Source organism: Natronobiforma cellulositropha (assembly GCF_025629245.1).
GTDB lineage: Archaea > Halobacteriota > Halobacteria > Halobacteriales > Natrialbaceae > Natronobiforma > Natronobiforma cellulositropha.
This window is the reverse complement of sequence record NZ_JANZXN010000015.1, coordinates 373,392-396,276: the sequence shown is the minus strand read 5'-3', so window position 1 is coordinate 396,276 and position 22,885 is coordinate 373,392. Positions and strand designations below refer to the sequence as shown.

Annotated in this window: 29 protein-coding genes and 2 tRNA genes; 21 read left to right on the top strand and 10 right to left on the bottom strand. The window is 66.1% G+C overall.

Features of this window, described 5'->3' with window-relative positions; all coding sequences use genetic code 11:
• Positions 1-97: 97 nt before the first annotated feature.
• From N0B15_RS07745 to rpsB, 13 genes are all read left to right on the top strand, one after another.
• Positions 98-180: transfer RNA gene (locus N0B15_RS07745), tRNA-Ser, on the top strand.
• 112 nt (positions 181-292) lie between these two features.
• On the top strand, positions 293-796 hold the full coding sequence (locus tag N0B15_RS07740) for a 30S ribosomal protein S13 (protein WP_263019088.1): 504 nt from the start codon (positions 293-295) through the stop codon (positions 794-796).
• Positions 796-1,317 carry a 30S ribosomal protein S4 gene (locus N0B15_RS07735; protein WP_263019087.1) on the top strand — a complete coding sequence of 174 codons (522 nt, stop codon included), beginning with the start codon at positions 796-798 and terminating at the stop codon, positions 1,315-1,317. Before N0B15_RS07740 ends, N0B15_RS07735 begins: the two co-directional genes overlap by 1 nt.
• Before the next feature lies 1 nt (position 1,318).
• The gene (locus N0B15_RS07730) at positions 1,319-1,702 is read left to right on the top strand and encodes a 30S ribosomal protein S11 (protein WP_263019086.1); all 384 of its coding nucleotides are present in this window, start codon (positions 1,319-1,321) and stop codon (positions 1,700-1,702) included.
• 4 nt (positions 1,703-1,706) lie between these two features.
• Positions 1,707-2,456, top strand: a complete 750-nt coding sequence (locus N0B15_RS07725; RefSeq protein WP_263019085.1) for a DNA-directed RNA polymerase subunit D — start codon at positions 1,707-1,709, stop codon at positions 2,454-2,456.
• Between the two features lie 128 nt (positions 2,457-2,584).
• A tRNA-Leu gene (locus N0B15_RS07720) sits at positions 2,585-2,669 on the top strand.
• Between the two features lie 81 nt (positions 2,670-2,750).
• Positions 2,751-3,104 (top strand): 50S ribosomal protein L18e, encoded by a 354-nt coding sequence (locus N0B15_RS07715; RefSeq protein ID WP_263019083.1) that lies wholly within the window; start codon positions 2,751-2,753, stop codon positions 3,102-3,104.
• Positions 3,101-3,544 carry a 50S ribosomal protein L13 gene (locus tag N0B15_RS07710; protein ID WP_263019081.1) on the top strand — a complete coding sequence of 148 codons (444 nt, stop codon included), beginning with the start codon at positions 3,101-3,103 and terminating at the stop codon, positions 3,542-3,544. The genes N0B15_RS07715 and N0B15_RS07710 overlap by 4 nt, the downstream gene beginning before the upstream one ends.
• Complete coding sequence (locus N0B15_RS07705; protein ID WP_263019080.1) at positions 3,538-3,936, top strand: 30S ribosomal protein S9; 399 nt, start codon at positions 3,538-3,540, stop codon at positions 3,934-3,936. The genes N0B15_RS07710 and N0B15_RS07705 overlap by 7 nt, the downstream gene beginning before the upstream one ends.
• 12 nt (positions 3,937-3,948) lie before the next feature.
• Positions 3,949-4,143 (top strand): DNA-directed RNA polymerase subunit N, encoded by a 195-nt coding sequence (locus tag N0B15_RS07700; RefSeq protein ID WP_263019078.1) that lies wholly within the window; start codon positions 3,949-3,951, stop codon positions 4,141-4,143.
• The gene (locus tag N0B15_RS07695) at positions 4,143-4,322 is read left to right on the top strand and encodes a DNA-directed RNA polymerase subunit K (protein WP_263019076.1); all 180 of its coding nucleotides are present in this window, start codon (positions 4,143-4,145) and stop codon (positions 4,320-4,322) included. The genes N0B15_RS07700 and N0B15_RS07695 overlap by 1 nt, the downstream gene beginning before the upstream one ends.
• The gene (eno, locus tag N0B15_RS07690) at positions 4,322-5,527 is read left to right on the top strand and encodes a phosphopyruvate hydratase (protein ID WP_263019075.1); all 1,206 of its coding nucleotides are present in this window, start codon (positions 4,322-4,324) and stop codon (positions 5,525-5,527) included. Before N0B15_RS07695 ends, eno begins: the two co-directional genes overlap by 1 nt.
• A complete protein-coding gene (gene rpsB, locus N0B15_RS07685) occupies positions 5,524-6,330 on the top strand; it encodes a 30S ribosomal protein S2 (RefSeq protein WP_263019074.1) in 807 nt (268 codons plus the stop codon). Before eno ends, rpsB begins: the two co-directional genes overlap by 4 nt.
• Positions 6,331-6,398: 68 nt before the next feature.
• On the opposite strand, the gene N0B15_RS07680 is transcribed toward rpsB, so the two are convergent.
• The 4 genes from N0B15_RS07680 to N0B15_RS07665 form a co-directional block, all read right to left on the bottom strand.
• On the bottom strand, positions 6,399-6,716 hold the full coding sequence (locus N0B15_RS07680; protein WP_263019072.1) for a DUF7521 family protein: 318 nt from the start codon (positions 6,714-6,716) through the stop codon (positions 6,399-6,401).
• Entirely contained in the window at positions 6,717-7,079 is a 363-nt protein-coding gene (locus tag N0B15_RS07675; protein WP_425494215.1) for an ArsR/SmtB family transcription factor, read from the bottom strand.
• A 119-nt stretch (positions 7,080-7,198) separates the two neighbouring features.
• Positions 7,199-8,359 carry a hypothetical protein gene (locus N0B15_RS07670; protein ID WP_263019070.1) on the bottom strand — a complete coding sequence of 387 codons (1,161 nt, stop codon included), beginning with the start codon at positions 8,357-8,359 and terminating at the stop codon, positions 7,199-7,201.
• Between the two features lie 242 nt (positions 8,360-8,601).
• Positions 8,602-9,534: a thiamine-phosphate synthase family protein gene (locus N0B15_RS07665; RefSeq protein ID WP_263019068.1), complete on the bottom strand. Its 933-nt coding sequence runs from the start codon at positions 9,532-9,534 to the stop codon at positions 8,602-8,604.
• A 225-nt stretch (positions 9,535-9,759) separates the two neighbouring features.
• Between N0B15_RS07665 and N0B15_RS07660 the strand changes: the two genes are divergently transcribed.
• The gene (locus N0B15_RS07660; RefSeq protein WP_263019066.1) at positions 9,760-10,671 is read left to right on the top strand and encodes a phosphate/phosphite/phosphonate ABC transporter substrate-binding protein; all 912 of its coding nucleotides are present in this window, start codon (positions 9,760-9,762) and stop codon (positions 10,669-10,671) included.
• 52 nt (positions 10,672-10,723) lie between these two features.
• Here N0B15_RS07660 and phnE read toward each other — a convergent pair whose 3' ends face one another.
• The 3 genes from phnE to N0B15_RS07645 are packed head-to-tail and all read right to left on the bottom strand — an operon-like array spanning position 10,724 to position 13,336.
• Complete coding sequence (phnE, locus tag N0B15_RS07655) at positions 10,724-11,680, bottom strand: phosphonate ABC transporter, permease protein PhnE (protein ID WP_263019065.1); 957 nt, start codon at positions 11,678-11,680, stop codon at positions 10,724-10,726.
• On the bottom strand, positions 11,673-12,377 hold the full coding sequence (locus N0B15_RS07650; RefSeq protein WP_263019064.1) for a phosphonate ABC transporter ATP-binding protein: 705 nt from the start codon (positions 12,375-12,377) through the stop codon (positions 11,673-11,675). The genes phnE and N0B15_RS07650 overlap by 8 nt, the downstream gene beginning before the upstream one ends.
• Before the next feature lie 17 nt (positions 12,378-12,394).
• Positions 12,395-13,336: a phosphate/phosphite/phosphonate ABC transporter substrate-binding protein gene (locus N0B15_RS07645; protein WP_263019063.1), complete on the bottom strand. Its 942-nt coding sequence runs from the start codon at positions 13,334-13,336 to the stop codon at positions 12,395-12,397.
• 151 nt (positions 13,337-13,487) lie between these two features.
• Between N0B15_RS07645 and mvk the strand changes: the two genes are divergently transcribed.
• The 6 genes from mvk (at position 13,488) to N0B15_RS07615 (ending at position 20,363) form a co-directional block, all read left to right on the top strand.
• Positions 13,488-14,471: a mevalonate kinase gene (gene mvk / locus N0B15_RS07640; protein WP_263019062.1), complete on the top strand. Its 984-nt coding sequence runs from the start codon at positions 13,488-13,490 to the stop codon at positions 14,469-14,471.
• Entirely contained in the window at positions 14,468-15,226 is a 759-nt protein-coding gene (locus tag N0B15_RS07635; protein ID WP_263019061.1) for an isopentenyl phosphate kinase, read from the top strand. The genes mvk and N0B15_RS07635 overlap by 4 nt, the downstream gene beginning before the upstream one ends.
• A 241-nt stretch (positions 15,227-15,467) precedes the next feature.
• Entirely contained in the window at positions 15,468-16,820 is a 1,353-nt protein-coding gene (locus tag N0B15_RS07630) for a ribonuclease J (protein ID WP_263019060.1), read from the top strand.
• A gap of 1 nt (position 16,821) precedes the next feature.
• Positions 16,822-17,880, top strand: coding sequence for a geranylfarnesyl diphosphate synthase (gene idsA3 / locus N0B15_RS07625; RefSeq protein ID WP_263019058.1), 1,059 nt, complete (start codon positions 16,822-16,824; stop codon positions 17,878-17,880).
• 126 nt (positions 17,881-18,006) lie between these two features.
• Entirely contained in the window at positions 18,007-18,576 is a 570-nt protein-coding gene (locus N0B15_RS07620) for a DUF8159 domain-containing protein (RefSeq protein ID WP_263019056.1), read from the top strand.
• A 68-nt stretch (positions 18,577-18,644) separates the two neighbouring features.
• Positions 18,645-20,363: a glutamate--tRNA ligase gene (locus N0B15_RS07615; protein ID WP_263019054.1), complete on the top strand. Its 1,719-nt coding sequence runs from the start codon at positions 18,645-18,647 to the stop codon at positions 20,361-20,363.
• 231 nt (positions 20,364-20,594) lie between these two features.
• Here N0B15_RS07615 and N0B15_RS07610 read toward each other — a convergent pair whose 3' ends face one another.
• From N0B15_RS07610 to N0B15_RS07600, 3 genes are all read right to left on the bottom strand, one after another.
• Complete coding sequence (locus N0B15_RS07610) at positions 20,595-20,771, bottom strand: DUF8014 family protein (protein ID WP_263019053.1); 177 nt, start codon at positions 20,769-20,771, stop codon at positions 20,595-20,597.
• A 173-nt stretch (positions 20,772-20,944) separates the two neighbouring features.
• Positions 20,945-21,139: a cold-shock protein gene (locus N0B15_RS07605; RefSeq protein WP_263019051.1), complete on the bottom strand. Its 195-nt coding sequence runs from the start codon at positions 21,137-21,139 to the stop codon at positions 20,945-20,947.
• A 244-nt stretch (positions 21,140-21,383) separates the two neighbouring features.
• Positions 21,384-21,869, bottom strand: a complete 486-nt coding sequence (locus N0B15_RS07600) for a DUF456 domain-containing protein (RefSeq protein ID WP_263019050.1) — start codon at positions 21,867-21,869, stop codon at positions 21,384-21,386.
• 279 nt (positions 21,870-22,148) lie between these two features.
• Between N0B15_RS07600 and N0B15_RS07595 the strand changes: the two genes are divergently transcribed.
• A complete protein-coding gene (locus tag N0B15_RS07595) occupies positions 22,149-22,874 on the top strand; it encodes an SDR family NAD(P)-dependent oxidoreductase (protein WP_263019049.1) in 726 nt (241 codons plus the stop codon).
• The last annotated feature ends 11 nt before the right edge of the window (positions 22,875-22,885 follow it).

Here is a 22,885-nt window from a genome sequence, read left to right as displayed (position 1 = left end):
ATTCGTTGCGCTTAAGTACCCCACGCGGGTACCTTCGAGTGCACTACGCTGTAGGGGACGCCGTCCCCGAGTCCGCGAGGGCGACGATAGAGACGGTGTCGTGGTAGCCAAGCGGCCCAAGGCGCATGGTTGCTAACCATGTGGCGTCAAGCCTCCGGGGTTCGAATCCCCGCCGCGACGTCGGATACGACTCCCACCGGCGGTCTTTCCGCCGGAGACGATAGTCCGTACAGGCGGCTCGCCGCCAGACACGGACTCGAATCGCACACACACCAGACAACAGACACAACACATGAGCGAGGAAGAACCTCAAGAACAACAGGACGACGACATCCAGTACTTCGTCCGGATCGGTCGGACAGACCTAGACGGGACGAAGTCCGTCGAGCGCTCGCTCTCGGAGATGAACGGGATCGGTCGACGGACCGCCCGCATCATCGCCGAGAAAGCCGGTGTCGACCGAACCGCGACGTTCGGTCGACTCGACGAGTCGGAGATCGAGGACGTCGTCGAAACCGTAGAGAGTTACGCCGAAGAGGTCCCAGACTGGCTTGCGAACCGCCAGCACGACTTCTACACCGGCAAGACGAGCCACGAGATCGGCAACGATCTCCAGCTGACCCGTCAGCAGGACATCAACCGGATGAAGATGATCAGCTCCTACAAGGGCGTTCGCCACATGCGCGGCCAGAAGGTCCGCGGACAGCGAACCAAGTCTACCGGCCGTACGGAGGGGACCATCGGAGTCAACGTCGAACAGATCCGTGAAGAGGCCGAAGAGGGTGGTGACGAATAATGGCGCTCGGCTCGAACACCAAACAGTACGAGACGCCGAATCACCCCTACCAGGGCGAACGCATCGCCACCGAGCACTCGTTGCTCGACCGCTACGGCCTGAAGAACAAAGAGGAACTCTGGCGCGCGCAGTCGGAACTGCGCTCGTACCGACGCGAGGCTCGAGACCTCCTCGCCCAGGCCCAGGACGACGAGGTCGTCGTCCGCCGAACCGAGGAGTTCCTCGGACGGCTGAGCCGGATCGGCGTCCTCGACGAGGGCGCAGACCTCGGTGACATCCTCTCGCTCGAGGTCGAAGACGTTCTCGAGCGCAGGCTCCAGACGGTCGCCTACCGCAAGGGGCTGGCGAACACGCCCCAGCAGGCACGACAGTTCATTCTCCACGGCCACATCGTCGTCGACGGCCAGCGCCACTGTGTACCGTCGTACGTCGTCGACGTCGACGAGGAGGACCTCGTCGCGTTCGAGGAGAACAGTCCGCTCGCGGACGAACTGCACCCGGAACGTGCGGAGGGACAATAACATGGCAGACGAGAAATGGGGCGTCGCCCACGTGCACGCATCGTTCAACAACACCGTCATGACCGTGACCGACCTCACGGGCGCCGAGACCATCGCGAAGTCCTCCGGCGGGACGGCAGTGAAACAGAACCGCGACGAAGCGTCGCCCTACGCGGCGATGCAGATGGCCGATAGCATCGCAGAGGAGGTCAAGGCCGCGGGCATCACCGGACTCCACATCCGAGTCCGTGGTCCCGGCGGCAACCTCCAGAAGTCGCCCGGTCCCGGTGCGCAGGCGACGATCCGAGCGCTCGCGCGTGCGGGCATCGAAATCGGCCGCATCGAAGACGTGACGCCGATCCCACACGACGGGTCGCGAGCACCGAAAGGAAAAGGCGGATACTGAACCCATGGCACCTGCATACGACGTCGAGTTCGTCGAACGCGAGGAGCGAAAAGCGCGCTTTCTCGTCCGTGGAGTGACGCCGGCGTTCGCCAACGGCATCCGCCGGGCGATGGTCGCCGACGTTCCCACCATGGCCATCGACGAGGTCCGGTTCATCGAGAACTCCTCGGTGATGTTCGACGAACAGATCGCGCTCAGAATGGGGCTGATCCCCCTGACGACGCCACCGGAAGGCGAGTTCGTCGAGGGCGACACCGTCACGCTCGCGATCGACGTCGAGGGACCGGGAACGGCCTACTCGGGCGACTTCGTCTCGAGTGACGAGCTGGTGAAACCCGCAGACCTGAACGTGCCGATCATCGACCTCAAAGACGGCCAGCGACTCGAGGCCGAGGCCGATGCGGCGATGGACCGCGGGAAGTCTCACGCGAGACACCAGGGCGGCGTGGCGGTCGGCTACCGTCACCTCCAGCGTGTCGAGGTCGTCGGCGACCGAGACCAGTTCGAGGACGAGGAGCCACACATCGTTCGCGGCGTCATCGAAGACGACGGCGAGCTGGTTCCGACCAGCGAGTTCGACCACGACCTCACCGTGCGCTACCCCGGTAAGGAGGTACGCATCGAGGACGTTCCGAACGCCTTCGTCTTCCACGTCGAGACCGACGGCTCGTTCTCGGTCGAAGAACTCGTCACGCGAGCGATCGACTCGCTCGAGCAGCGCGCACGCGAACTCGAAGACGCGGTGCAGTTGTAACATGATCGAACGCCCCTCCCACCCTACGACGGCGCTCTGCGGTCCCGTGAGCTACGAGAGCCGCGGCGTCGTCTCGAGCGAGCGAATCGAAAGGGGTTTGAAGGGGCGAGAAGTAGACGGAAGTGCACGCAGGGATAGCCAAGTCTGGCCAACGGCGCAGCGTTCAGGGCGCTGTCTCGTAGGAGTCCGCAGGTTCAAATCCTGCTCCCTGCATCCACTTCTCTCCGGAACCGGACGCCGAGTCGGGACGCTCTCGACCGCGTCGGTTCCACGCAACCACTACGGAGGACATCAATGAGTAGTAAAACGAATCCGAGACTCACCGATCTCATCGCCGAGTTGAAGTCGACCTCTCGCGAGGCCGACGCCGACGTCTGGCGAGATATCGCCGACCGTCTCGAGAAGCCCCGAGCGAGCCACGCGGAGGTGAACCTGGGGCGGATCGAGCGATACGCACGTGAAGAAGAGACCGTCGTCGTTCCCGGCAAGGTGCTGGGATCCGGCGCACTCCAGAAGAACGTCACCGTCGCCGCCGTCGACTTCTCGTCGTCGGCCGCGACCAAGATCGATCAGGTCGGCCAGTCAGTACCGCTCGAGCAGTTGCTCGAAGAGAACCCAGACGGCAGCGGCGTACGGGTGATCGCATGAGTGCGAGCGCCGCGGAGTTCGACGCCGACGTGATCGTCGACGCGCGCGACTGCATTCTCGGTCGCGTCGCGAGCCAGGTCGCAAAGCGCGCGCTCGAGGGCGAGCGCATCGCGATCGTTAACGCCGAAGACGCCGTCATCACCGGCGACAAAGAGGACGTCTTCGAGACCTACCGCACCCGGCTTCACCTCGGCTCCGACAGCGGGCCGTACTACCCGAAACGGCCGGACATGATCTTCAAGCGGGCCGTTCGCGGCATGATTCCGTACAAGAAGCCGCGCGGACGAGAGGCGCTCTCGAACGTTCGCGTCTACGTCGGCAACCCGTACGAGGAAGACGGCGAGGTCCTCGCGGACACGTCGCTGGATCGCCTCTCGAACATCCGATTCGTGCACTTACACGAAATCGCAGAACAACTCGGAGCAAACGTCACATGGTAACGAACACGAGTGGCAAGAAGAAGACGGCCGTCGCCCGCGCAACCGTACGTGAGGGCGAGGGTCGGGTACGGATCAACTCCCAGCCGGTCGAGCTGGTCGAACCCGAGATGTCGCGTCTGAAGATGCTCGAGCCGTTCCGCATCGCGGGCGACGAGCTTCGCGACGGGATCGACGTCGACGTCCGCGTCGACGGTGGCGGGATCAGCGGGCAGGCAGACGCCGTCCGTACCGCTATCGCACGCGGCATCGTCCAGTACCAGAACGACGCCGAACTCCGTGATGCGTTCATGGAGTTCGACCGCTCGCTGCTGGTCAACGACGTTCGCCAGTCCGAACCCAAGAAGTGGGGCGGCCCAGGCGCACGGGCCCGCTACCAGAAATCCTACCGCTGAGGTGACCAGGATATGATGGTACCGGTCCGGTGTTTCACGTGCGGTAACGTCGTCGGCGAGCACTGGGAGGAGTTCGACACGCGTGCGAAAGAGGGTGAAGAGGACCCACAGGAGGTACTCGACGAACTCGGTGTCGAGCGCTACTGCTGTCGGCGGATGCTCGTCAGTCACACCGACCTCGTCGACGTCGTCTCACCGTACCAATAATGCAAGGACAACGATACAACCGCTACGAGAAGGCTCGCATCCTCGGCGCTCGAGCGCTGCAGGTGTCCTACGGCGCGCCGGTGTTGACCGACACCGACCTCTCAGAACCGATTCTGATCGCCGCCGAAGAGTACGACGCGGGTGTGCTCCCGTTCACCGTCCACCGAGGGAACAACTAATGACGCTCATCACAGACGTTCGACTCAGAGAGATTCTGGATTCGCGTGGGAACTCGACCGTCGAAGCCGACGTGCTCACCGAGAGCGGCGGGTTCGGCCGCGCTGCAGCGCCCTCGGGTGCCAGCACCGGCGAATACGAGGCGATCGAACGGCCGGCCGGTGAGGCCATCGCAGCGGCTCGCGAACACGCCGTGCCGCGCCTCGTCGGCGAGACCTACGCCGGCAACCAGCGCGAGGTCGACACCATACTTCGCGCCGCCGACGGCACCGACGACTTCTCGCGCATCGGCGCGAACAGTGCGGTCGCCATCTCGATGGCCGCAGCGAAAGCCGGCGCCGACGTCCTCGGTGCACCGCTCTATCAGCACCTGGGTGGCACCTTCCGCGGCGAGAACTTCCCCATCCCGTTCGGCAACGTCGTCGGCGGTGGCGAACACGCCGCCGACGCGACCGACATCCAGGAGTTCCTCTCGGCACCCGTTGGCGCGCCGAGCGTCGCCGACGCGGTGTTCGCCAACGCCGCCGTCCACGCGGAGGTCTCCTCGCTGCTCGCCGAGCGCGGCGAGGCCTGCGGGAAGGGCGACGAAGGCGCGTGGGCACCGTCGATCGACGACGCCGACGCGTTCGAACTCGTCGAGACGGCCGTCTCGACGGTCGAAGACGAGGTCGGCTTCGAGATCCGTTTCGGACTCGACGTCGCCGCTGCCGAGATGTACGACGCCGACGCCGGTGTCTACGAGTACAGCGACACGACGCGAGACACCGACGAGCAGATCGACTACATCGCCGACCTCGTCGAGGAGTACGACCTCGTCTACGTCGAGGACCCCCTCGACGAGAACGACTACGAGGCGTTCGCCACGCTCACCGAGCGCGTCGGTGACCGGACGCTCGTCTGCGGGGACGACCTCTTCGTCACCAACACCGAGCGACTCGCCGAGGGAATCGAGATCGGTGCGGCAAACAGTATCCTGATCAAACCGAACCAGATCGGGACGCTCACCGACGCCTTCGACGCGATCGAACTCGCTCGAGACCACGGCTACGACTCGGTTATCTCCCACCGTTCGGGCGAGACCGAGGACGCGACGATTGCACACCTCGCCGTCGCGACCGACGCACCGTTCATCAAGACGGGTGCCGTCGGCGGCGAGCGAACCGCGAAACTCAACGAACTCATCAGAATCGCAGACGACGCGACATGACCGACAACGACGCACCACAGGAAGGGCTCGAGGCCGCCGAGGCGGAGATCGACGAGGAGCCAGCCGAGGGGGCTGGACCCGCCGCCGGCTCCGCCGAGGAGGAGACCATCGAGCCAGTAGACGAACAGGACGCCGAGACGGACGACGTCGAGGCCGAAACGACCGACGAGGAACCCGAAGACGAGGGGCCGACGCTCGACGACGACGTCATGAGCGACGAGGAGGCAGACCTCCTCATCCCCGTCGAGGACTACCTCGGGGCTGGTGTTCACATCGGGACCCAGCAGAAGACCAAGGACATGGAGCGGTTCATCCACCGCGTCCGAACCGACGGTCTCTACGTGCTCGACGTCTCGAAGACCGACGGCCGCATCCGTACGGCCGCGGACTTCCTCGCGAACTACGCCCCCGAGCAGATCCTCGTCACCTCCTCGCGCCAGTACGGGCGGTTCCCGGCGGAGAAGTTCGCCGAGGCCGTCGGTGCCCGCGCGCGCACCGGCCGGTTCATCCCCGGTACGCTGACGAACCCGAAGTACAAGGGCTACATCGAGCCCGACGTCGTCGTGGTGACCGACCCGATCGGTGACGCCCAGGCGGTCAAAGAGGCGATCACCGTCGGTATCCCCGTCATCGCGATGTGTGACTCGAACAACCAGACCAGCAACGTCGACCTCGTCGTCCCGACGAACAACAAGGGGCGCAAGGCGCTGTCGGTCGTCTACTGGTTGCTCGCCAACGAAGTCCTCGACCGCCGCGGCGCAGAGCCGTCCTACTCGCTCGAGGACTTCGAGAGCATGCTCTGAGACGGACGATTTTTCGCGATTTCCAGCCTGTGACGCACGGTAATAGAGCCGCGGGTGTCGTGTGACCGTCACCGTCTGTGTAGCGCGTAGGCGATCAACACGAGACCGGCGAACTGCGAGGCGTGCACCGCGAGCCAGAACCAGTCCTGCTGTGGCAGCGAGAGTAGGCGCAGGTGGACGAGAACCGTTCCGAGGAGGGCCGTCGAATACGTGACGGCCGTCAGCAAGAAGAGTCCGACGGCGAGATACCGCATCGAAGGGTCGCGGTGACGGCCCCAGGCACGAAAGGCCTGATAACCGATGTAGAGACCGATCAGCGTCGCCCCCGTGGCGAGTGCACCGACGGCGAGTTCGATCGGGCGAACGGTCTCGAGCCACTCGAGCATTCAGAGGTCACCCCACAGCCGCCTGAGTCGGTCGGCGACGTCTTCCTCGTCGCGTCGCAAGTCGAACGTGAACCCGTCGGGCTCGAGCCGGAGCCGGAACTCCTCGAGGGTGGCCACGTAGACGGTGTCGTGGTGGCCGTCCGCTCGTGGCCGGGTTCGCTCGCGAACGAGGCTCACCGCTTCGAGTCGCTCGAGGCGGCGGCAGACGGTCGACAGTGAGGCGTCGCTCCGGTCGGACAGTTCGTTCGCCGACAGGGGATCGGTTCGGGTCGCCTCGAGGATCGCACGCGCGTACTCGTCTTCGAGCACCGAGAGGACGGTCTCGAGCGTCGGCTCCTCGTTCACGTTCGGTTGATCGGACATGTGACACGTAATGGCTTCGGCCTGTCGGCGGCTCGCGTTTCGGGGGTATCGCGGTCCCCTCGTCGCTGGAACGAGGGGACCGTCGGTGGGGGGTCGTGGCAGTCGGACGGTCGGATCGATCATGTACGCTCCAGTGGTACTCGAATCACGACAGCGGCGTTGTTCGTATCCGGCGGACTGTAGAGCAGCGCTACGGAGTCGTCGGGTGGTGCCTCGGAGACGTCGACGACGACCGAGTCGCCGACGGAGACGGTCTCGAACTCGTCTCCGAACTGGTGATCGATACCTGGGTCACTCCGGGAGCGGGAATCATAGTAGAGCGTCAGGCGTTCCGCGTCGACGGAGTCGCCGCCGCCGTGGGTCACCTCGAGTCGGTCGCCGTTGTGCTCGACGGTCCACGTGACCCGTGGATAGACCGTCGACTCTGCATCACCGACGCGGTTGCGAAACTGTTCGTGGGACTCTTGCATGTCGACCCGAACGAACGGCTCGTCGATCGACACCTCGACCGCATAGGCGTCGATGGCGCGGCTGTCGTGGGCGAGGGCGTCCTCGACGTGGTGGGGCGAAACTCCGAGCCCGTCGTCGACGAGGTAAGTCGACTGGAAGTACACGCCGTCGTCGTCGAACGCGTAGGCGTGTACGGCCCGCTCGACGCCGAGTTCGTCCTCGAGCTGGTCGGTGAGAAAGCCACCCGAGTCGAACAACTGGACCGTCGGGTACGCACCGACCGCTCGAGTGAGCGCGTCGAAGCCCTCGTCGACCTCGTGGCGACGCTCGAGCCGACCGTCACCGGCGTCGATCACCGCTTCGATGGTGTCCATCTCGGGTCGCTCCCCGAGTCGGCCGCGGCGACGGCAGACGACCGTTCCGTCGCGGACGGCCACGGCGCTCGCGGGGTCGGTCCGCTCGAAACGGTCGTACCCCTCGTAGGAGTCGACGCGCTCGAAGCCCCGGTCGAGGACTGCCTCGCGGACGGGTTCGGCGTCGAACGAGCCGAGACCGACGACGGCCGGCCCGACGCTGACGACGTGCTCGTATCCGTCGTAGCCGATACCGACGTGATCGACCTGCGCGTTCGCGAACGCCTCGAGCGGGGAGAGTCGCGTCCCGACGGTCCCGTCTCCGACTTCACCGGGAGCGGTGTGGAAGAGTCCGCCCCAGTCGGCCCCGTCGGTCTCGATCGCGGAGGGGGCGGGGATCCACTCGCGGTAGCGCGGTTCGTCGGGTTCGGGGACGTCGACCGGTTCGTACCGGACCTGCTGGCCGAGGGTGGGCATCGACGCGAGACACCCCGAAACCGAGGCCGCGATCCCTGTCGCCAGTGCACTACCGGCAGACCGGAGGACTGCCCGCCGCCCTCGACCGCCACGTCGTTCCGTCTCTCGTGATCGCATCGACTCGAGCATCACACGGCTGGACAATATAGGGGACCACCGACTGCGCCGGTCGGCAAGTCACCGAAACATATTTATATTCAATACTGTCTACCGCGACCCGGCGGCCGGGTAGAGCACCCCGCTCAGCGGTCGTCCCTGGAAGCGAACTCGACCAGCTCTCCAACCCGTGAGACCGCCTCGAGCGCGCTCTCCCCGAAGACGTAGGTCGCGGGCTCGATGCCGAACGCGCCGCGGTGGTAGACCACTCGCGGGACGCCGCCAACCGCGTCGAAGCGCTCACGGAGGTGTGCACCCCGGTCTGCGTAGTCGGGGTCGAACTCGAGCGGTTCGATACCCAGCGCTCGAGCGGCCGCGAGCAGCGCGTCGTCGGTCGCGACGTTGACCGCGCCGAGGACGGTCCCGTCGACGGCACTCGCGGCGAGGATCGCCGTCGAGACGTGTCTCGAGGCCCCGAACTCGGGACCCGCGGGGATTTCGACACGGCCGTTGAGTTCGTAGATCCGGCCGGGAATCGCCGCCACGTCGGTCGGGTCGCTCGCCTCGGGGAGGGCCATGCCGACGTTCGTGCCGACGTTCGGAATGTACGCGGCAACACCGGGAATCGTCGCCAGCGTCCGTGCAGCCTTCCGGACGGTCGCGAGCGTCTCGCGTTCGCGCTGGGCGTCCGGGTCGAGTCCGCGCACGCAGAGGTCACAGCCGAGTCCGGCGAGTGCGGGCATCGCCTCCTCGTGGAGCGCACAGATCGGCCCGCGGTCTGTGAGTCGGTGGACGAGCGCGAGTGTCTCGGCGAGCGCGTCGTAGGGCTCGAGGTCACCCTCGGCGAGACCGTCGGCGATGCGGTCGGCGGTGGCGGCGGTGTCCGGGTCGTCACGGAACCGGTCGTCACCGCCTGCGCCCCCGCCCACGTACTTGCTGATCGCCGCCTGTGTGACGCCGAGGTTGGCGGCGATCTCCTGTTGGGTCATCCCCCGGTCCGAGAGCCGTGTGGCGAGCATCGCCCGAAACGTCGGCAGAAAGTCGTCGACGACGAGTTCGCTCGGCAAGACGAGTGACATGGACCGAGGTTGGAAAGACACCGGTATAAGTCCGGCTACACCGGGAGAGACGCCTTGATCGTCGCCGTACTCGGTCACGGTTCCGCTCGAGGTCTCGGCACCGGTCGGCGGACGCCCCGCTCGTGATCACACGGTCCGGACTCGGCCGGTCTGTGTCTCTCGTCTCATCCGAGCAGCCGGCGACGATTCTACAAGATACTAATACAACCGAATTATACAGCTCGCATGAACAGACGGACGTACGTCGCTGCGGTCGCCGGCGCAGTGATGGTAGGGGCGGGCTGTCTCGCAGATGATACTGGCGACGACGCAGTGGTGGGATCTGAAGACGTCACCGTCGCCGAGTGGTCGGGGGGCGACCTCGAGTTCGGTCTCCCGCCGTTTCAGGACGCAGAGGAACTCGAGCGTGAGTACGCGGGACTGTTCGCGTGGCTCGAGGACGGGTTCGAGGGCGTCGAGGTGACGGGCGTGCCGACGACGGATTACAGTAGTGTGATCGAGAGTGTCGCCAACGGCCACACCGAGCTGGCGAACCTCTCGCCGCTGATCTACGTCATGGCCGCCGACGAGGGCATCCACCCACTCGCGGTGAACGAACTCCACGGTAAGTCCTCGTATCACGCCTACATCGCGACGCGAGCCGACACCGGCATCGACTCGCTCGCGGATCTCGAGGGGACGCGGATCGCGATGGTCGACCCCCTGAGCACGAGCGGCGGGCTCTTCCCGCTGTACATGCTGGAGGAGGCGGGATTCGACACTGGCGGGGTCGACGGCGAGCCGACGGACCTCGAGATCGAGTGGACGCTGAGCGGCCACGGCGCCGCACTGGCGGCGCTCGAGGAGGGCCACGTCGACGCGGCGGCCTACGGCGACTTCCAACACCCCGACGGCGACGAGATCGTCACAGTCGCCGAGAGCGAGCCGATCCCACTGGCGGCGGCCGTCGCGACTCCCGACACACCCGAATCGGTCCGGGCTGCGCTCACTGAACGGCTGTACGAGACGCCCGAGGAATCACTCGAGGAGCACATGGTCACCGGCTTCAGCGAATACGATCCCGCGGACTACGAGATCGTTCGGGAGATCGCCGACGAGTTCGGGCTCTCGGTCAGTGACCTCGACGCGGAGGAGTGAGTTTACCTACACTCGAGGGAGTCACGTGTGTCTCCGAAGACGGGCCCGCCGATCACACTCGAGCGGCCCGCCGGTCCGTATCCAGGCGGTCACGCACCCGGTTCGCGACCGTCTCGACGCCGACGACGAGGACCAAGATGACGACGATCGCGGCCATCACACGCGTGTAGTTTCTGGCGCGAAAGGCCATGATCAGCGGGTAGCCGATGCCGCCTGCACCGACGATTCCGAGCACCGAACTCTTGCGGGCGTTGAGCTCGAGGTAAAAGAGCGTCCAGGCGACGTAGGCGGTCGTCACCTGTGGCAGCCGGGCGGCGGCCGTCGTCGCGACGATGCCCGCACCGCTCGAGCGGACGGCGTCGACCGGCGTGGGATCGACCTCTTCCATCTCGTCGGCGAACAGTCGGCCGAGGTCGCCGACCGTCCCCATCGCGATCGCGAGCGTCCCAGCGACGGGCCCCAATCCTGCCAGAATCACGAACAGGAGCGCGTACACCATACTCGGGACGGCGCGAACGCCACCGAGGAACAGTCGCATCGGCGTGTGGACGAGTCGCGGGGTGACGTTGCTGGCTGCGAGAATCCCGAAACAGAAAGCCAGCGGTAACCCGATCGCCGTCCCGACGGTCGCGATGGCGAGCGTCTCGAGCGCCGCTGGAAACAGTCTCGGGGCGTCGCCCTGGAGCTGTGCCCAGAGAGCCGTCGGCTCGAGCATCTCCTCGAACAGGACCGATCTGAGGTTCCCGCGGTGGGCGTAGAGGTACGCGAGGTCGAAGCCGAGCCACCAGCCGGTGGCGAGGACGCCGGCGAGCAGCGCGACCGTCAGCAGTGTGCGAACGGCGAGCCGGGCCGCCCACTGGCGCTGGATGCTGTCGAATTCGGCGTCGACTGTCTCCCCACTCGCGTCCGGTTCTCGGTTCGCGGCCGGCTCCGATGGGATGTCCACAGCTGTGTCTGGTCTCGAGTTCGGCCGCTCGTCGGTCTCGAGTCCCTGCGTACGCTCACCCATCGTCGTAGACCTCGGCGATCCGGTCGGCGTCGACCGCGGCTGCGGGTGCGTCGAGGACGAGACGGCCGTCGACGACGCCGAGGTACCGGTCGGCGACCGTCGCCGCCAGGCCGGGCTGGTGGAGGCTGACGAGACCGACCAGGTCGTGGTCGTCGACGGCTGCCGACAGTCGGGCCAGGACCGAATCCGCGGTCGCCGGATCGAGCGAGGCGACCGGTTCGTCGGCCAGGAGCACCGCGGGCTGTTGCTGGAGCGCTCGCGCGATCCCGACGCGCTGGCGCTGCCCGCCGGAGAGGTCACCGACGCGTCGGTCCGCGTAGCCACCCAGCCCGACGGCGTGGAGCTGTTCGATCGCCAGACGCTTCTCCTCGGGCGTGTGCCACCCCAGTACCTCGCGCCAGGCCGGCTCTCGGCCGAGTGCCCCGTCGAGGACGTTCTCGAGTGCGGATTTTCCGTCGATCAGCGCCCCCTCCTGGAAGACTAACGCGGTCTCCGTCGTCTCGAGTGGCCGGCCGTCGAAGCGAATCGTCCCGGCGTCCGGCCGCTCGAGACCGTCGAGACAGCGAAGGAGCGTCGTCTTCCCGGCACCCGAGCGTCCGACGAGGACGGCCAGTTCGCCGGGAGAGAGGTCGAACGAGACGTCTTCGAGCACGGGTGTGGCCCCGAAGCGCTTCTCGAGGGCGGTGACGCTGAGCATGTCGGTCGTCCCTTCGACTACTCGTCGCCGTCGGTATCTCCGTTTCCGTTCGTGTCTTCGGTCTCGTCCTCCTCGAGGTCGGCGACTTCGACGCCCATCTCCCTGGCGATGTCGCGGACGGGGTCGTAGGTCCCGGGTTCGATCTCGCCGAAGCGGTCGATACGGTGTTCCTCGAGCGCCTCCGGCGGCGTCTCGACCAGCCGCTCGATCAGGGCTTCGCGGACTGGCTCGGGCGTGTCGGGCTTGGCGACGACGGCGTCGAACGGAATCGGATCGCTCCGTGCGACCTTCTGAATCTCGTCGGTGTCGGGGTGTTGGAAGTCGCCGTAGGCCGCCGCGTCGACGTGGCCCTCCTCGAGTGCGGCCAGGGCGGCGTCGTGGCCGCCCGCCCACTCGATGTCGAAGTCGGCAGGCTCCGTCTCGATGTCGCCAGCGTCGAGACCGGCCTGAGAGATGGTATACCGTGGAAACATGCCGCCACTCGCGCTCAGGGGGTCGACCATCGCGATCCGCGTCCCTTCGAGATCCGCGAGCGAGTCGATGCCGGTGTCGGCTCGTGTCGCGATGTAGGTGTGGTACGATTCCGCGCCGTGTGACCAGTTGATCGCCAGCGGGTGGATGCCGTCGTCGGCCGAGAGGGCGTAGATCATCGGTGCGAGGTTCGCCAGCTCGGTGTGGCCGTGGACGACGCTCTCGATCACCCCGCTGTAGTCCGTCGTCGGGACGCCCTCGACGGTGTCGACACCGTCGAAGCCGTCCTCGAGCCACTCGAAGACGCCTGCGTACTGTGCGTGGAGGTCTTCTGCGTCCTGAAACGGCGGGAGGGCGAACTCGATCGTCCCCCCGGACCACGAGCCAACGGTCGCGTCGCTCTCGCCGTCGTCAGTACTCGCGAGACAGCCTGCTACGCCCCCGGCCGCCGCGCCAGCGAGCCCACAGAGGAAGGTTCGTCGTTTCATACCGCCACTCGCCACCACTCAGAGATAACACCCTCGAATACAACTCGCGAACCACCGGGTACACACCTCGAGTCTCGAGCAGCGATTACTGCGCCGGGGGAGTGGAAGCGAACCACACAGCTATTAACGCTCGTCGGTCCAACGCCCCGGTATGACACGCTCGAGCGCTCCCGGGAAGGTGTATCTGTTCGGGGAGCACGCAGTGGTGTACGGCGAGCCTGCGGTTCCGTGTGCCATCGAACGACGCGCCCGGGTGCGCGTCGACCAGCGCTCCGATGGCCGGCTGCGAGTCCACGCCGAAGACCTCACGTTGGACGGCTTCACCGTCGAGTACGGCCGCCGCGACGACGGGCCCGACGTGAACGTCTCCGAGTCGTTGGTCGCCGCGGCGATGGGCTACGTCGACGGAGCGATCGAGCAGGTACGAGCGGTGACCGGCGAACCCGACGTCGGCTTCGACGTCACCATCGAGAGCGACATTCCGCTCGGGGCCGGACTCGGCTCGTCGGCGGCGGTCGTCGTCGCCGCCATCGACGCGGCGACGCGCGAACTCGGCGTCACGCTCGAGACGGCCGAACTCGCCGACCGGGCGTTTCGGACCGAGTACGAGGTCCAGGAGGGACAGGCCTCGCGGGCGGACACCTTCTGTGTGACCGCAGGCGGTGCCGTGCGCGTCGAGGGCGAGGCGTGTCGACGGCTCGAGGCCCCGGATCTCCCGCTGGTGATCGGTTTCGACGGCGGGGCGGGCGAGACGGGGCAACTCGTCGCGGGCGTCCGAGCGTTGCGCGAGGAGTACGGCTTCGCCGCCGACACCGTGGAAGCGATCGGTGACGTGGTCCGCGAAGGCGAGTCCGCCCTCGCCGACGGGGACCTCGAGGAACTCGGCCGGCTGATGAACTTCAACCACGGGTTGCTCTCGGCGCTCGGCGTCTCCGCGCGCTCGCTCGACGACATGGTCTGGGCGGCCCGCGACGCGGGGGCCTACGGCGCGAAACTGACGGGCGCGGGTGGCGGCGGCTGTATCGTCGCGCTCGATCCGACCGAGGCGACCGAGACCGCCCTCAAGTACACGCCGGGCTGTGAGGAGACGTTCCGCGCGGCGCTCGCCGACGAGGGGGTGAAACGGCTCGAATGAGCACCGACCGACAGCGTGTCGTCCTCAAACTCGGCGGCAGCGTCATCACCGACAAGGACACCCCCGAGACGGTCGACGAGGCGGCGCTCGAGCGCGTCGCCGACGCGGTCGCTGCGAGCCTCGAGACGGGTGCGATCGACCTCGTCCTCGTCCACGGCGGCGGCAGTTTCGGCCACCACCACGCGAGCGCACACGGGGTGAGTACGACGGCAGGCACGCACGACGCCGCGGCCGCACTCGCGATCCACGAGGCGATGAAGCGGCTCAACGCCGCGGTGCTCGCGGCGCTCCGGGAGCGCGACGTTCCGGCGCTGCCGGTCCACCCGTTCTCGGCCGCTTCCCGTGACGCCGACGGAGAGACCGACGTTCCGAGTGCCCAACTCGAGACGATGCTCGGCGAGGGGTTCGTGCCGGTGCTCCACGGCGACGGGGTCGTCCAGGCCGGGGAGGGCGTCACCGTCCTCAGCGGCGACGAACTCGTCACCACGCTGGCTCGCTCGCTCGCGGCCGACCGGGTCGGTCTCTGCTCGACGGTGCCGGGCGTCCTGGATACGGCAGGCGAGGTCGTCCCCCGCATCGAGCACTACGACGAGGTTGCGAGCGCGCTCGGCGAGAGCGAGTCGACCGACGTCACCGGCGGGATGGCCGCGAAGGTGCGGACGTTGCTCGAACTCGAGGCGGCCGCCTCGGTGTTCGGTCCCGACGACCTCGCAGCGTTTCTCGAGGGCGCTCGGCCCGGAACGACGATCGAGTGAGCGGGCGGGGTGTGTGAGCGACCAACCCACGGAGTTTATACGATAGCGCTGTGTAGGTCGACCTAGCGAAACCCGCGGGCAAGTGCGCTCGTCGGTCACGGGGTTCCCGAGACCGAACCTGGGGCATCGCCCTCGAGCGCATAGCGGGATCCGACGGCAGCGACAGGAGCCGAACGAGTAGGAGTCCGCGGTACGTTTCGATGAGAGCGAGCGTTTCGACGCGGCTTTCAGTGCTACAACCATGGAAATTGAAATTGCAACGGTAGGCGGCTACGAGGAAGTCGGCCGGCAGATGACTGCCGTCCGCGCGGGCGACGACGTCGTGATCTTCGACATGGGTCTGAACCTCTCGCAGGTGCTGATCCACGACAACGTCGAGACAGAACGGATGCACAGTCTGGACCTGATCGACATGGGCGCGATTCCCGACGACCGGGTCATGAGCGACTTAGAGGGCGACGTCCAGGCGATCGTCCCCACCCACGGCCACCTGGACCACATCGGCGCGATCAGCAAACTCGCACACCGCTACAACGCACCGATCGTCGCGACGCCGTTTACGATCGAACTCGTCAAACAGCAGATCGAAGGCGAGCAGAAGTTCGGCGTCGACAACGATCTGGTGAAGATGAGCGCGGGCGAGACGATGTCGATCGGTGACTCCGGGAAGGTCGAACTCGAGTTCGTCAACGTCACCCACTCGATCATCGACGCGATCAACCCCGTCCTCCACACGCCGGAGGGGGCCATCGTCTACGGACTGGACAAGCGCATGGACCACACGCCGGTCATCGAGGACCCGATCGACATGGAGCGCTTCCGTGAGATCGGCCGCGAGGGCAACGGCGTCCTCTGTTACATCGAAGACTGTACCAACGCGAACAAGCCCGGCCGGACGCCCTCCGAGAACGTCGCGCGCGAACACCTCAGAGACACCCTCTACAGCATGGAGGACTACGACGGCGGCATCGTCGCGACGACGTTCTCCTCACACATCTCGCGTGTGACCAGCCTCGTCGAGTTCGCGAAAGATATCGGCCGTCAGCCGGTGTTGCTCGGGCGTTCGATGGAGAAGTACTCCGGCACTGCAGAGCGACTCAACTTCGTCGACTTCCCGAGCGACCTCGGGATGTTCGGTCACCGAAAGTCGGTCGACCGCACGTTCAAGCGCATCATGAACGAAGGGAAGGAGAACTTCCTGCCGATCGTCACCGGCCACCAGGGCGAGCCACGGGCGATGCTCACCCGCATGGCCCGCGGCGAGACCCCCTACGAACTCGACAACGGCGACAAGGTCGTCTTCTCCGCACGCGTCATCCCGGAGCCGACCAACGAGGGCCAGCGCTACCAGGCCGAGAAACTCCTCGGTATGCAGGGTGCGCGCATCTACACCGACATTCACGTCTCCGGCCACCTCTGCCAGGAGGGGCACTACGAGATGCTCGACGCGCTCCAGCCACAGCACGTCATCCCCGCCCACCAGAACCTCAAGGGACTGTCAGGCTACGTCGGTCTCTGTGAGAGCGAGGGCTACCGGATGGGCCGTGACGTCCACGTAACGCGAAACGGGAACCTCATCCAGCTCGTCGACTGACATGACGACTCCAGAGGCACGCGAAGAAGCGGTGCTCGAGGCCGTCAGACAGCGGCGCGAGCTAGTCAACGAGGCGATTCCCGAAGCGCTCCCGATCCAGCGCCCGGAACGGCTCTACGAGGCCTCCAGGTACCTCCTCGACGCCGGCGGCAAGCGCCTCCGGCCGGCCGTCTTGCTGACCACCGCGGAGGCACTGGCCGACGTCGCCCCGCTCTCGACGGACTACCGGACGTTTCCCGACCTCGGGCGCGAGCCGACGGCCACCGTCGACGTGATGGCCGGTGCCGTCAGCGTCGAGGTCATCCAGTCGTTCACGCTCATCCACGACGACATCATGGACGACGACGACCTCCGTCGCGGCGTCCCCGCTGTCCACGAGGCCTACGACCTCGAGACGGCCATCCTCGCCGGTGACACACTCTACTCGAAGGCGTTCGAGATCATGCTCGAGACCGGTGCACCACCTGAACGGGCCGTCGAGGCGCTCGAGATCCTCGCGACGACCTGTACGAAGATCTGTGAGGGCCAGTCACACGACGTGAGTTTCGAAGCACGCGACGATGTGACGACCGACGAGTACCTCGAGATGGTCGAGCAGAAGACGGCCGTCCTGTACGCGGCCGCGGCCAGCCTCCCCGCCGTCTTACTCGGCGCGGACGAGGAGACGATCGACGCGCTCTACGGCTACGGTCTCGACGTTGGAAAGGCGTTCCAGATCCAGGACGACGTCCTCGACCTGACCGTCCCCAGCGAGAAACTCGGCAAACAGCGCGGCAGTGACCTCGTCGAGAACAAACAGACGCTGATCACCGTCCACGCACGCGAGCAGGGCGTCGACGTCGACGACCTGATCGACACGACCGACGTCGACACCGTCACCGAAGCCGAGATCGACGACGCAGTCGCCACGCTCGAGGAGAGTGGCTCGATCGAGTACGCCAACGAGATGGCACGTGACCTCGTCGCCCGCGGCAAAGCGCGACTCGAGGTCGTCCCCGACAACGAGGCACGGGACCTGCTGCTCGAACTCGCAGATTACCTGATCGAACGCGGCTACTGACGGCCACCGAATCTCCCTCGGCAGATCACGCGTGCGAGCGGGTCTCCCGGACACACGCGTATCGACTCGCGACTCACGGCTCGATATCGTGCATGCGTTTTTCCCCCCGGACCCACGAGAGTGGGTATGACACGGAGCCCCCCACCGGTGTGGCGCACGCGGCGCTCGGTTCTCGCCGCCGCAGGCGTCGCCGGACTCACGGCGACTGCAGGCTGTCTCGACGCTGTCCTCGGGTCGTCCCCACAGGCGATCGAACCCGAGGAGCCGAGCGAACCGCGGCGAGGAACCCCCGGCGAGTTCTACACACTGCTCGAGCGAAACGACCTCCAGGTCGAGGCGCTCACCCGCGACGGCGACCACCTGATTCTCGAGTACTACTCGAACGCCGAGACCGAGGAGGAGTCGATCGAAGAGATCGGTGTCGTCGTCCAGGTGTTCAACGCGATCATCGTCGCACACGGGACGGACCTCGAGCTGTTCATCGCCGAGATTCGCAACCCGTTCGACGGACAGGCCCACGGCTGGGGGCTCGAGCCGTGGCTACTCGAGGCGTACAACGAGGGCGAAGCCGACGAGATGGCCGTCTTCGGGAGCATCCTGGGTTCGCGCGTCGACGGCGATGGCGAGCAACTGGGGTCGACACCCATCGAACCGGTCGAAGACGGCGACGGCATAGCTGAGCCAGACGAGGAGTGACGGCCGTCGAGCGGGGACCGTCGATCACATCGCGGTAGTTTTGACCCGGGAGGGAAAACCTCCCACCAATGGACGACGAGTTACGGTCACGGGTCGAGCGCGAGGCCGAGAAGCACGCGCTGTTGAACGCCGTCAAACACGAGAGCGAGGCGAACGTCGGCGCGGTGATGGGACCGCTGATGGGCGAGAACCCCGCCTTTCGCGAACACGCCGACCAGGTCCCCGGCGTCGTCGGCGGTGTCGTCGCGGACGTGAACGGCCGCAGCGCCGAGGAACGCCGCGAGCGACTCGAGGAACTCGCCCCCGACGCGCTCGCGGAGATGGAAGCCGACGCGGAGACCGACGACCATGTGCTCTCGGACCTGCCGAACGTCGAGGCGTACGACCAGGTGCGGATGCGGTGTGCGCCGAACCCGAACGGTCCCTGGCACCTCGGCCACGCCCGGATGCCCGCGGTCATCGGCACCTACAAAGACCGCTACGACGGCTGGTTCTGCGTCCGCTTCGACGACACCGACCCCGAGACGAAACGGCCCGACCTCGACGCCTACGACGCGATTCTCGAGGACCTCTCGTACCTCGGTTTCGAGACCGACGAGACGCTGAGAGCGAGTGACCGCCTCGAGACCTACTACGATTACGCCCGCGAGTTGATCGACCTCGGCGGAGCCTACACCTGCTCGTGTTCGGGTGAGGAGTTCAGCGAACTCAAGAACGCCGGTGAGCCGTGTCCGCACCGCGACAAGCCCGTCGAGACCGTCCGCGAGGAGTTCGAGGCGATGGTCGACGGCGAGTACGAGAGCGGCGAGATGGTCCTCCGGGTGAAGACCGACATCGAACACAAGAACCCTGCGCTCCGCGACTGGGTCGCCTTCCGCATGATCGACACGCCTCACCCACGCGAGACGGCCGCCGACTACCGTTGCTGGCCCATGCTCGACTTCCAGTCCGGCGTCGACGACCACCTCCTCGAGATCACCCACATCATCCGTGGCATCGACCTCCAGGACTCGGCGAAACGCCAGCGCTTCGTCTACGACTACTTCGGCTGGGAGTACCCCGAAGTGCTCCACTGGGGCCACGTCCAGGTCGACGCCTACGACGTGAAGATGAGCACCTCGAGAATCGGCGAACTGATCGCCGCCGGGGACCTCGACGGCTGGGACGACCCCCGCGCGCCGACTATCTCGAGCGTCCGCCGCCGCGGCATCCGCGGCGAGGCGATCACCGAGGCGATGGTCGGTCTCGGCACCTCGACGAGCGACGTCGACCTCGCGATGAGCACCGTCTACGCGAACAACCGCGACCTGATCGACGAGGAGACCGACCGGCGCTTTTTCGTCCGCGACGGCGTCGAACTCCCGCTCGCCGGGAGCCCACCCGACGAGGCGAACCCGCCGTTACATCCAAACGACGAGGAACGAGGCGTCCGCGAGATCCCGGTCGGCCAGGCCGTCCTGCTCGAGGAGGAGGACCTCCCGACTCGAGAGGAGCGCATCTGGCTCAAGGGACTCGGCTGTTTCCGCTACACGCGTGACGCGCTCCAGTACACCGGCGACGACATCGACGCCGTCCGCGAGGAGGGTGTCGACGTGATCCACTGGGTGCCCGCCGACGAGAGCGTCCCCCTCCGCTTACGGACGCCCGAGGGCGACGTCGAGGGACGGGCCGAACCGGGGGTGGCGACGCTCGAAGCGGATTCCGTGGTGCAGTTCGAGCGCGTCGGGTTCGCGCGAATCGACCGCCACGACGAGGCGGAGACGGTGGCGTACTACGCCCACCCCTGACCGGCCCGACCGATTTTGCTGGTGGTGTACTGACGGTTGTGAGGCTCTCGAGGCGCCCGCAGGAACTATAGTAGCCACTGCAAGTCAGTGCACACCTGATCGCCAGACGTATCGGCGATCAGTGTGTAAACCGTTTCAGTTGTTACTATCGCGTTTTGGCAAGCCTGAACGGATGAGTGAAACCGATGGTGGTCGTCCGGTTTCACTCATCAGTCGACGTATGGGAGGGTACTAGTCGCGTTCGTCCTCGAGTAAGTACTTCCCGCTGTCCGGGAGCGCCTCGACGACGACGCCCTCGCGCTGGCCGAGAACTCGGCCGTGCGGAGCGCAGACCAGGCGGTTCGCCGCCCACGGGATGTGCAACTCGACGGCGGCCGGGCGCTCGCAGTCGGCTTCCGCACACTCCATAGGTATTCGCTCGAGCGGCCAGCGGTTGAACCTTGCCCCACCCTAGGTGAAAATGGACGCACTCGAGACACCGCACGCTCGGTGTCGGAGCGTCCTGAGCGAGGCATACGCGGGCGTAGCGGGCGTGAGAAACTGTGTATTCACGGTCGCCGAAACGACAGTGAAGTCAGAACTTAGTTGCGGACGACGTTCGTCGCGCGGGGACCCTTGGGGGCCTGTTCGATGTCGAATTCGATCTCGGTGCCTTCTTCGAGGTCCGGGCCGCCGACGTCTTCCATGTGGAAGAAAACGTCATCGTCCGCGTCGTCCGTCGAAATGAAACCGTAGCCGCCTGTGTCGTTGAAGAAATCAACTTTACCGTTTGCCATTGCAATTGTTCAGAGTGCTGGTATGCGGATAAAGCTTGTGTATTCGTCCTCAAATCGAGCTAATATGTAACAACATGTCCAAAACAACCACCAGATAAGAGATATTTGTCTACATAGGGCAACGATCTGTTGTATTGTGTCCGATGTAGCACAACGGCGAGGTGGTTCCGATGGAACCACAGTTTCGACGTTCAGTTCGGTGTGTTCGACTCGGAAATACCACCGATCGCGCCCCCGGAGACACCTAGAGGACGAACACCACGAGGAGGAAGCCGAGGAGGATGGTCACCGTCAACAGCACCTGAACGGCCGTCGAGGCGAGCGTCCCGACCGTCGCGTAGGTGGCCGAGCGCGCGCTCGACTCGAGGTCGCCGTTGCTCGCGAACTCGAGGAGGAAGACGGTGCCGAAGAGACCGAGGAGGAGACCGAGTGGGCCAACCACGAAGAGGAGGGCGATGGCGACGACGGCGGCGACGGCGGTCGTCTCCCAGGAGGCCCCGCCGGCTTTCGCGGAGACGGCCCCACCGAACAGTTCCGCGAGGAGCGTACAGACCCCGAGGACGGTGAAGACGGCGAGTGCGAGCAGACCGGGGTCGGTGAAGCCGCTGTGCCACCAGTAGAGGTAGACGCCCGACAGCGAGAGCAGGCCGCCGGGGACGAGCGGGACGAGCGTGCCGACGACGCCGGCGGCGACCAGCACGACGGCGAGCAGCGTGAACGCATCGACCATACGCCTCGAGAGGGGCGGCAGTGGGAAAGCCCTGGTGTTGGGCCGTCGACCAGCGAACACCTGGTCACGAGTCGGACGACCAACAGCATTTTGGCGACTTCCCACCGAGAGTCGAGTATGACCGAACCGCAGCTCATGACCGCCGCGCTGGTGATCGTCGTCACCCTCTGTCTCCTGGCGTTGCTCTACATCTCGACACAGTGGGACGAGTAGGCGGCGACGCGCGTTCGACCGGTCTCGACACAGAACGGTTAGGAGTCGTGAGCGAGAACGCGACCTATGGCACCTGGTGCGATCATCGTGGGGGCGTCCTCTGGAATCGGCGCGGCGCTGGCTCGAGCGCTGGCGGCCGACGGCTACGAGGTCGGACTGGCAGCGAGACGAACCGAGCGCCTCGTCGCCGTCGGCGAGTCACTGCCGACGAAAGCGTACGTCGCGACGATGGACGTGACCGACACCGCAGACGCACGCGAGGGGTTCGACGAACTCGTCGGCGCGATGGACGACGTCTCGCTCGTCGTCCTCTCGGCCGGCGTTGGCCACCTGAACCGCGACCTCGAGTGGGAACCCGAGCGGGAGACAGTCGACGTCAACGTCCGAGGGTTCTGTGCGCTCGCGACCGCGGCGATGGAACACTTCGAGGCGCGCGGCGGCGGCCACCTCGTCGGCATCTCGTCGGTCGCCGCCGCCTTCGGCAACGGTTCGTCTCCGGCGTACAACGCCTCGAAGGCGTTCGTCAGCACCTACCTCGAGGGACTTCGCTACCGGGGGCGGTCGCGCGAGGCGGACGTGACGATCACGACAGTCGAACCCGGCTTCGTCGACACGGCGATGGCGATGGGTGAGGACCTGTTCTGGGAGACGACGCCGGAGACGGCCGCCGCACAGATTACACGGGCGATTCGACGCAAGCGTCGCCACGTCTACGTCACGCGGCGCTGGCGGCTGGTCGCCTGGCTCCTGAAGGCGATGCCCGAGCGCGCGCTCGGCCGGCTGTTCTCCTGAGAAGCGCCCCG

Coding starts and splice junctions, on each gene's coding strand:
- N0B15_RS07680 (WP_263019072.1), bottom strand. CDS start 6,716: ATGCTCGAGTGGCTCGAGACCGTTCGCCCGATCGAACTCGCCGTCGGT.
- N0B15_RS07595 (WP_263019049.1), top strand. CDS start 22,149: ATGGCACCTGGTGCGATCATCGTGGGGGCGTCCTCTGGAATCGGCGCG.
- phnE (WP_263019065.1), bottom strand. CDS start 11,680: ATGGGTGAGCGTACGCAGGGACTCGAGACCGACGAGCGGCCGAACTCG.
- N0B15_RS07605 (WP_263019051.1), bottom strand. CDS start 21,139: ATGGCAAACGGTAAAGTTGATTTCTTCAACGACACAGGCGGCTACGGT.
- N0B15_RS07715 (WP_263019083.1), top strand. CDS start 2,751: ATGAGTAGTAAAACGAATCCGAGACTCACCGATCTCATCGCCGAGTTG.
- mvk (WP_263019062.1), top strand. CDS start 13,488: ATGACACGCTCGAGCGCTCCCGGGAAGGTGTATCTGTTCGGGGAGCAC.
- N0B15_RS07635 (WP_263019061.1), top strand. CDS start 14,468: ATGAGCACCGACCGACAGCGTGTCGTCCTCAAACTCGGCGGCAGCGTC.
- eno (WP_263019075.1), top strand. CDS start 4,322: ATGACGCTCATCACAGACGTTCGACTCAGAGAGATTCTGGATTCGCGT.
- N0B15_RS07735 (WP_263019087.1), top strand. CDS start 796: ATGGCGCTCGGCTCGAACACCAAACAGTACGAGACGCCGAATCACCCC.
- N0B15_RS07615 (WP_263019054.1), top strand. CDS start 18,645: ATGGACGACGAGTTACGGTCACGGGTCGAGCGCGAGGCCGAGAAGCAC.
- N0B15_RS07670 (WP_263019070.1), bottom strand. CDS start 8,359: ATGCCCACCCTCGGCCAGCAGGTCCGGTACGAACCGGTCGACGTCCCC.
- N0B15_RS07620 (WP_263019056.1), top strand. CDS start 18,007: ATGACACGGAGCCCCCCACCGGTGTGGCGCACGCGGCGCTCGGTTCTC.
- N0B15_RS07660 (WP_263019066.1), top strand. CDS start 9,760: ATGAACAGACGGACGTACGTCGCTGCGGTCGCCGGCGCAGTGATGGTA.
- N0B15_RS07665 (WP_263019068.1), bottom strand. CDS start 9,534: ATGTCACTCGTCTTGCCGAGCGAACTCGTCGTCGACGACTTTCTGCCG.
- N0B15_RS07705 (WP_263019080.1), top strand. CDS start 3,538: ATGGTAACGAACACGAGTGGCAAGAAGAAGACGGCCGTCGCCCGCGCA.
- idsA3 (WP_263019058.1), top strand. CDS start 16,822: ATGACGACTCCAGAGGCACGCGAAGAAGCGGTGCTCGAGGCCGTCAGA.
- N0B15_RS07610 (WP_263019053.1), bottom strand. CDS start 20,771: ATGGAGTGTGCGGAAGCCGACTGCGAGCGCCCGGCCGCCGTCGAGTTG.
- N0B15_RS07630 (WP_263019060.1), top strand. CDS start 15,468: ATGGAAATTGAAATTGCAACGGTAGGCGGCTACGAGGAAGTCGGCCGG.
- N0B15_RS07730 (WP_263019086.1), top strand. CDS start 1,319: ATGGCAGACGAGAAATGGGGCGTCGCCCACGTGCACGCATCGTTCAAC.
- N0B15_RS07710 (WP_263019081.1), top strand. CDS start 3,101: ATGAGTGCGAGCGCCGCGGAGTTCGACGCCGACGTGATCGTCGACGCG.
- N0B15_RS07645 (WP_263019063.1), bottom strand. CDS start 13,336: ATGAAACGACGAACCTTCCTCTGTGGGCTCGCTGGCGCGGCGGCCGGG.
- N0B15_RS07695 (WP_263019076.1), top strand. CDS start 4,143: ATGCAAGGACAACGATACAACCGCTACGAGAAGGCTCGCATCCTCGGC.
- rpsB (WP_263019074.1), top strand. CDS start 5,524: ATGACCGACAACGACGCACCACAGGAAGGGCTCGAGGCCGCCGAGGCG.
- N0B15_RS07675 (WP_425494215.1), bottom strand. CDS start 7,079: ATGTCCGATCAACCGAACGTGAACGAGGAGCCGACGCTCGAGACCGTC.
- N0B15_RS07650 (WP_263019064.1), bottom strand. CDS start 12,377: ATGCTCAGCGTCACCGCCCTCGAGAAGCGCTTCGGGGCCACACCCGTG.
- N0B15_RS07700 (WP_263019078.1), top strand. CDS start 3,949: ATGATGGTACCGGTCCGGTGTTTCACGTGCGGTAACGTCGTCGGCGAG.
- N0B15_RS07725 (WP_263019085.1), top strand. CDS start 1,707: ATGGCACCTGCATACGACGTCGAGTTCGTCGAACGCGAGGAGCGAAAA.
- N0B15_RS07740 (WP_263019088.1), top strand. CDS start 293: ATGAGCGAGGAAGAACCTCAAGAACAACAGGACGACGACATCCAGTAC.
- N0B15_RS07600 (WP_263019050.1), bottom strand. CDS start 21,869: ATGGTCGATGCGTTCACGCTGCTCGCCGTCGTGCTGGTCGCCGCCGGC.